We start from the raw sequence: 7,858 nt of genomic DNA, 5'->3' as shown, positions 1-7,858 counted from the left end.
GGGTGATTTGCATAACTATGACAAATTATCTTTCAATGATTGGGATTAAAGTACCAACACGTTTTGTCCTATAACCCTTTTTATTTATTAATTTGTTATCGTTTTTTACGTCGTTTACGCACCGTTTTGCGGATTTCTTTTTCCCTATGAGATATGGACGGTTGCATTGACTCATAAGTTGGTCGATTTACAGGCATAAATGGTGGGTTACCATATTGATTCGGTTCTGGCTGACCAGGCAATACCCAAAAGAGGAAGCCTATGAGCCATACGAAAAGTTCAAGCAAGTAATTGAATGGCGATACAGCAGAATAGGTATTGATGAAAATGATGATTACCGACCATAGAATCCCTGCCCAAGCATTAAAGCCGATATCATGAATACGACGGCCAAATAAGATGCAGGATAATGGGAATAAGGATGCTAATAAAATCCATATAACAACCCTTGTAAACCAATAGGCAGGTAAAGAAACAACAAAGTCCAAGAATAGATCATCAATGTAGTGAACGATGTGGAATAAAATCATTAAAACAATGAAGCATATGATAAATTGTAGTCGATTTAACCGTCCCGTTAGATTAAAAATCGATAATCCCATACGTCGACCTTGGAATGCAATGAGCAAACCGACAGTACAAATGAGCAGTGTTCGTAATACAACATAGAGTAAATCCATAAGTTCCCCTTTTTTATAGCTTATAGTTGAGTTAATTCTGGCAAGACTAGCTCAAACGCTACCCCTTGTTTCATAGATTTTACAGTATCTACTGTAGCTTGAATGGCTTTAGTAGTAAAATTCATTGCCAACTCTGCTGCATCATACGGTGAGTATCCCCTCATTACTGCACCAGATAATACAGCAGTAAAGATATCCCCAGTTCCTGTAGCTTTCACAGGGATAAGAGGAATATCATAAGTTTTTAAATAATCAGTTGGTCCATCATAGACCGCGATAACCGCATGTGTTTCAGATGGTACGCTGGTCATGATAACCATGTCAGGACCCATTTGATGTAATCTCTTGCAACGATCGCGTAATTCATCATCGCTAATAGGATCTGTAGAGAATGGAATATCTAATAAGAAACAAGCTTCCGTGTAATTAGGCTTTACAATGTGAGCTTTGGAAACAAGTTTGCGCATAGCTACTACCATATCAGGTGTATAAATCGAGTAGAGGCGACCATCATCGGCCATAGCAGGATCGACGATAATCATTTGGCCCTTATTACCGAAGCGATCGATGGCTTCTTCCACGAGATGAATTTGTTCTGGGGATGCTAAAAAACCACTTACAATGGCGTGAAAGTCGATTTCGTTTTTATCCCAGCAGTCCATAAAATCTCTCATATGTGCCGATAAATCTACAAACTCGTAGTGTGGATATTCTAAATGATTACTCAATACAGCTGTTGCCAATGGAACCGCTTGGCAACGCATAGCGCTGATGATTGGGATCATAACGGTTAGGGCACAACGGCCGATGGAGCTCATGTCTTGAATTGTTAAGACTCTAGGTACTTCTGTCATAGACACCTCCAAAATATTATATATTTTATTGTACGTTATGTAGGGCTTTCTGTAAATGTAATGATGTAATTCATGAAATTAACTTCATAATGTAGTATAATAAAACAGATAGACTTTTTATGGAGGATAGTGACAATGACAAGGTATGTGTTTCGACGCCTAGGTGGCGCAATCATAATCTTATGGGTCATCATTACCGTAACATTTGCATTAATGCATGCAATTCCGGGGGGACCTTTTACAACTGAGAAGAAATTACCACCTCAGGTGAAAGCAAGTATTGAAGCAAAGTATCATCTTGATGATCCTGTGTGGAAGCAGTATGGTGATTATTTAGGTGGTGTTATTACTGGTGATCTAGGACCATCATACAAGTATGAAGGCCGTAGTGTAAACGATATTATCAGCGATGCATTCCCGATTTCTGCACAGCTCGGCTTATTATCATTAATGGTGGCTGTAGTAGGTGGCATTGCAGCAGGTGCTATTAGTGCTATGCGCCCTAATGGTATCGTTGATTATGCGGTAACTATATTATCTACAATTGGTATTTCTGTGCCTACCTTTATTATTGGTGCCGTTCTTGTATATGTGGTGGGCTTTGAACTAGGCTGGTTCCCAGTGGCCTTATGGCGTGGTCCATCTTATATGGTGCTACCAGTATTGACATTAGCTGCGCAACCGATGGCATTCATTGCACGCTTAACACGCAGTGGGTTGCTTGATGTGTACCAACAAGAATATATCCGTACAGCTCGCGCCAAAGGCTTGAGTTCTTGGACTATTTTGACACGTCATGCGTTAGGGAATGCTATTTTGCCAGTTATTACCTATTTGGGCCCATTGGCTGCCAGCCTTTTGACAGGTAGCTTTATCGTAGAAACGATTTTTGCTATTCCAGGCCTTGGACAGTATTTCGTAACATCTATTTATAACCGCGACTATACGGTTATCCTTGGCATTACGATTTTCTATAGTGCTCTTGTAGTATTTCTTAATATCTTGGTGGATATGATTTATCCATTAATTGATCCACGTGTTACGACAGAGGAGGGGACAGATGAATAAGGAAGATTTTTTACCTATTGAACGAACTCCTCAAGAAGAAATTACAAGCTTTATAAAACGTCCTAGTAAATGGGCGAGATTTAAGGTGAATCGCTTGGCCGTAGTAGGGGCAACCATCATTTTGGTGATGATTGTATTAGCTATTTTAGGACCCCTAATTTCGCCGTATACCTATGCGGACCAATCCTTGATTGATGCGAACCAAAGCCCAAGCTTTAGTCATTGGTTTGGTACCGATACATTAGGTCGCGACATTTACACTCGCGTTATGTACGGTGCTCGTATTTCCTTAACCATCGGTTTTGTAGCAGCATTTATCAATCTTGTTATCGGCGTTACCTATGGCGGTATTGCAGGTTACCTTGGTGGTAAGGTTGACCGCATCATGATGGGGCTGGTAGATGTATTGTACGGTATTCCACTTTTACTGTATGTAATTTTGTTGATGGTTGTACTTGGCCCTGGCTTAACATCTATTTTCGTAGCATTGGGCATTGCGTACTGGCTGAATATGGCCCGTATCGTACGTAGTCAAATTTTGAAAGTTAAAAACGAAGAATATATCATTGCTGCTGAAGCGATGGGCATTCCAAAATATCGCATTTTATTGCGTCATATTTTGCCAAACTGTGTAGGTCCAATCATTATTACTTTGACATTGGCCATCCCAGAGGCTATTTTTACAGAAGCATTCCTTAGTTTTATCGGCTTAGGTGTAAATGCACCTATGGCGAGCTGGGGTGTACTCGCTTCTGAAGGGATTAGTAGCATGCGCTCTTATCCGTTCCAATTGATTTTTCCTGCTGTTGCCATTAGTGTTACCATGCTTGGTTTCGCATTCCTTGGTGATGGCTTACGTAATGTATTAGACCCTAAGGAAGGAGATAGATAATGAATAACGCAATTGTTGATGTGCGCAATGTGTCCATTACCATCGATACCTTCCAAGGCCCTTTACGGGTTATTCGCAATCAAGATATCTCCTTACAACCAGGTGAGATTTTAGGTATTGTTGGTGAATCTGGCTGTGGTAAATCAGTGCTAGTTAATTCATTAATGGGATTACTACCATATGGTAAAACAAAAATCAAAGCCGATACATTTATGATTGATGGCAATGATTGCCTTGAATTCACTGAAGATGACTGGAATGAATTGCGCGGTACTACTGTTGCCATGGTATTCCAAGATCCTATGACATCTTTGAATCCAATCATGACGATTGGGGAGCAAATGTATGAGGTTATCCATCGTACCAATGCATATGGTGAGGATTATGATGAACGAGCTATCGCCATCGACTTGTTAAAGAAGATGGGCCTTTCAACACCGGAAAGACGATTATCTCAATATCCTCATGAATTGAGTGGTGGTATGCGCCAACGCGTTTGTATCGCCATGGCTGTGGCAGGTCGTCCAAAGGTTTTGATTTGTGATGAACCTACAACGGCTCTTGATATTACAACAGAGGCTCAAATCTTACGCCTTATGCAAACATTAGCTGTAGAGGCTGGTATTGGCATTATCTTTATTTCTCATAATTTACGCGTTATCGCTCAAATTTGCGATCGTGTTATGGTTATGTATGCTGGTAAATGTGTTGAATCTGCTACAGTGGAGGGCATCTTTAATGAACCTCGCCATCCGTACACATTAGGGTTGTTGCTCGCTCTGCCACAAGGTAAATGGCATGGTGAGTTAAAAGCCGTTGAAGGTCAACCGCCAGATTTGTTTGATTTGCCGCGAGGCTGTGCATTTAATCCACGGTGCAAGTGGGCTATGCGTATCTGTGGTAATCGGATTCCTATGGTTACAAATGTTGGTGAGAATCATCAATTTACATGTTGGTTAGCTAAGTTGGAGGGACTTTAATGAGTTACGTATGGGAAACTGACAATCTCGTTAAAGAGTTCACTCTGTCAGGAGGCTTATTTAAGCCAAAACACACGGTACATGCTGTACAAGGCGTGAGCCTATATCAATCACCAGGGGAGACCCTTGGTATCGTAGGTGAGTCTGGATGTGGTAAATCCACATTTGGCTACACTTTGATGGGCTTACATCAAGCTACATCAGGTTCTATTTATATGAACGGTCGCCAGATTGATCCATATGTGGATCGAAAAGCTGTTCATCCGGTGATGCAAATGGTATTCCAAAACCCTTATGCATCTCTTAATCCACGTCTTACAGTTAATGCGATTCTAGAGGAACCATTGGAGCTAGATCCAAAATATACACCTCGCGATCGTGTTATTCGTGTAAAAGAAGTGCTTGATCAAGTTGGTTTAAACATGTCCTTTGGTGAGCGTTATGCTCATGAATTGTCAGGTGGCCAACGTCAACGTATCGGTATTGCACGGGCTCTCATTATGCAGCCACAGTGTATCATCTGTGATGAACCGATTTCAGCACTAGATGTATCCATTCAAGTACAAATTATGACCTTGCTTGAGAGATTACAAGAACAACATGGTATTTCGTACCTCTTTATTTCTCATGATTTAAATATGGTGCGCTACATCAGTCATCGCATGGTAGTTATGTATTTAGGGGCTGTTATGGAAGAAGGTCCAGCATTGGATTTATATGAATTCCCACAACATCCATATACTCGTGCTTTGACCGCCTTAAACGGTCCTGTTATACCGCATGCTCCCATTGGAGCACCGCTTAAAGGGGACCCACCAAATCCACTAAATCCACCAAAAGGTTGTTTGTTTAGTGGTCGATGCCCAGAGGCAGAAGGTCGTTGCTTTACTGAACGTCCGCCTCTTCGTGATTGGGCAGATCGCCGCATCGCATGCTGGCACATATAATGGGAGAATAGTATGGAAAAGTTACTTGTTGGCAAGTCCTTGGAGCATCAACTCGATACAGTTATTAAAGAATTAGCACCAAAAGGAAATATATCCTATGTAGTACTTCAATTTGACGATGAAGAGGAACCGATTATTATCGCTTCTAAAGGGGAGGATACGGTACATTCAAGTGCAAGTTTGATCAAGGTACTCATCATGGAATATGTGTTCCATTTAGCTCGTACTGAACAGTTAGACCTTAATGATACAGTTCCACTATCTAGAACACCTCGTGTTGAAGGTGGTGGAGCACTACAAGAATTAGTAGCAAAGCATAGCTTTACGTATCTTGAGTTATGCCGTCTTATGATGGTTCTCAGCGATAATATGGCGACAAATTTGCTCATTACAGTTCTTGGAATGGAAAATATCAATGCTCGTGCAGAACAGCTTGGTGTAGATGAGATAGAACTTAATCGCATGATGATGGACTTTGAAGCTCTCGCCGAAGGCCGTGATAATCGTATGACTGCATTGTCATTGGCTCGTCTGTATAAACACATTTTTGAATGTCGCGATAGAGATGCTTATGGCCGAGAAATGTGGAATATTTTAGGTCGCCAACAATTCCGTGATATCTTGCCATTTTATTGGGGTGAAGATACACGCTTTCACCATAAAACAGGATCCCTTGATCGGGTAGAGCACGATGGGGGCGTATTAGAAACATTTAGAGGTCATTTCTGCTTTATCCTCTTGATGAGCGATATCGATAATGACCGAGGTAAAGAGTTAGGCGCTCAAGTAGGGCGTATCATGAAAGAATTTGTAGAGGAAGCATTGCCATGATGGATAAACGAAATTTGTTAAAACTCATGGTCCTTGCTCTTGGGGTGAGTGTGCTCTTATTTGTATTTGGTTATCCTCGCGGGGAACAACCAATTGATGAGCATACCATTCGATATGTTATTGAGCAGGAACCATCCACATTGGATCCAGCGAAGTCTACTACCTCTCCGGAGGCTACAGTTCAACTTCAATTATTTGACGGTTTAGTTCGTTTAAATGATGAAAGTGAACCAGAGGCAGCACTTGCTAAAAGCTGGGATATTTCTGATGATGGTCGCGAGTATACCTTCCATTTACGACCTGATTTGAAATGGTCTAATGGAGAGCCTTTGACGGCTCATGACTTTGAATACGCGTGGAAACGCGTATTAGACCCTGAAGTCCATGCGGACAATGCATATATGTTATATGTATTAAAAAATGGCGAAGCCTTTAATAATGGTGACGCTACAGCTGATGATGTTGGCGTTAAGGCCACTGATGATGATACATTAGTAGTTACCTTAGAGAATCCAACAGCGTATTTCTTAAAATTACTAGCTTCTCATAGCTATTATCCAGTGAGCCAAAAAGCTGTAGAGGCTCATGAAAACTGGGCTGCCAATGCAGATACATTTGTATCTAATGGTCCATACCGCTTACTATCCTGGAAGCATAATGGCGAAATGGATTTCATTAAGAATCCTGACTATTGGGATGCAGATTCTGTGAAAACAGAGAAAATGAATTGGCCTATTAGTGAATCTCAAAGTACACGCCTTACATTGGTTGAAGGTGGCGAAGCAGATATGACGGTTGAGCCTCCTGTAGCGGACCAAAAACGCTTAGAAGAGGCAGGTCTATTACATATTGGACCTATGCTTGGTAACTATTATTACGTATTCAATGTGAAAGCAGAACCTTTCACAGATCCTGAGGTGCGTAAAGCTTTCTCCATGGTTATCAACCGTGCTAACATCGTTAACAATATTGTTCGCGGTGGTAAAGAGGCGGCCTATGCCTTTGTTCCTTACGGCATGCTTGAAAGTAATGGACGTGAAGATTTCCGTGAAGCGGGTAGCTATCTTGTTTATGAAGATGTAGAACAAGCTAAAGAAATCTTGAAAAATGCTGGCTATGATAAAAATCATCCATTGCCTCCAATTACGATTTTGTATAATACAAGTGAATTACATAAAGCGATTGCCGAAGCTGTCCAAGATGCTTGGGTCAATGCGTTTGGTGCAGATGTGCGCTTACAAAATCAAGAGACAAAGGTATTTTTAGCCGACCGCGAAGCTGGTAAATATCAAGTTGCTCGTGCTTCTTGGGTTGCGGATTACAGTGATCCACAAAACTTCTTAGAAGTATTCTCTGCTGAAGACAATGATAGTCAGTACCATAGTGATGATTATAACGAGTTAATCGCTCGTATTCGTACGACACCAAATGGGGCTGAACGGGATGCGTTGATGCATAAAGCAGAACAGATGATTTTTGATGAATCTCTAGTAATGCCATTGTATTTCACAACACAACCATATGTAACAAATGGAAGTATTCAAAATTATTTCTGGACTACATTGGGCCTTGTTGACTTTAAAAAAGCATACAAATAAGATACACT

The 7,858-nt window shown here is 41.1% G+C and carries 8 protein-coding genes; 6 read left to right on the top strand and 2 right to left on the bottom strand.

All coding sequences use genetic code 11. The annotated features are described in order from the left end of the window. Positions 1-95 precede the first annotated feature (95 nt). Together LKD20_RS04365 and LKD20_RS04360 are read right to left on the bottom strand one after the other, a co-directional pair. Positions 96-680, bottom strand: a complete 585-nt coding sequence (locus tag LKD20_RS04365; protein ID WP_227721013.1) for a DUF805 domain-containing protein — start codon at positions 678-680, stop codon at positions 96-98. A 20-nt stretch (positions 681-700) separates the two neighbouring features. Then, positions 701-1,534, bottom strand: coding sequence for a pyridoxamine kinase (locus LKD20_RS04360; protein WP_213467147.1), 834 nt, complete (start codon positions 1,532-1,534; stop codon positions 701-703). Between the two features lie 135 nt (positions 1,535-1,669). Here LKD20_RS04360 and LKD20_RS04355 point away from each other — a divergent pair, with 135 nt between their 5' ends. The 6 genes from LKD20_RS04355 to LKD20_RS04330 are packed head-to-tail and all read left to right on the top strand — an operon-like array spanning position 1,670 to position 7,850. Next, entirely contained in the window at positions 1,670-2,602 is a 933-nt protein-coding gene (locus LKD20_RS04355) for an ABC transporter permease (protein ID WP_060924985.1), read from the top strand. Further along, positions 2,595-3,494, top strand: a complete 900-nt coding sequence (locus LKD20_RS04350; RefSeq protein WP_024066371.1) for an ABC transporter permease — start codon at positions 2,595-2,597, stop codon at positions 3,492-3,494. The genes LKD20_RS04355 and LKD20_RS04350 overlap by 8 nt, the downstream gene beginning before the upstream one ends. Next, the gene (locus tag LKD20_RS04345; protein WP_105090272.1) at positions 3,494-4,474 is read left to right on the top strand and encodes an ABC transporter ATP-binding protein; all 981 of its coding nucleotides are present in this window, start codon (positions 3,494-3,496) and stop codon (positions 4,472-4,474) included. Before LKD20_RS04350 ends, LKD20_RS04345 begins: the two co-directional genes overlap by 1 nt. Next, on the top strand, positions 4,474-5,421 hold the full coding sequence (locus LKD20_RS04340; RefSeq protein ID WP_105086142.1) for an ABC transporter ATP-binding protein: 948 nt from the start codon (positions 4,474-4,476) through the stop codon (positions 5,419-5,421). The genes LKD20_RS04345 and LKD20_RS04340 overlap by 1 nt, the downstream gene beginning before the upstream one ends. A 12-nt stretch (positions 5,422-5,433) precedes the next feature. After that, entirely contained in the window at positions 5,434-6,252 is an 819-nt protein-coding gene (locus tag LKD20_RS04335) for a serine hydrolase (RefSeq protein ID WP_227721012.1), read from the top strand. Then, complete coding sequence (locus LKD20_RS04330) at positions 6,249-7,850, top strand: peptide ABC transporter substrate-binding protein (protein WP_227721011.1); 1,602 nt, start codon at positions 6,249-6,251, stop codon at positions 7,848-7,850. The genes LKD20_RS04335 and LKD20_RS04330 overlap by 4 nt, the downstream gene beginning before the upstream one ends. Positions 7,851-7,858: the final 8 nt, after the last annotated feature.

It is taken from the genome of Veillonella fallax (genome assembly GCF_020687175.1).
Lineage (GTDB): Bacteria > Bacillota > Negativicutes > Veillonellales > Veillonellaceae > Veillonella > Veillonella fallax.
The sequence above is the reverse complement of the archived record's forward strand: the minus strand, read 5'-3'. Positions and strand labels throughout refer to the sequence as shown.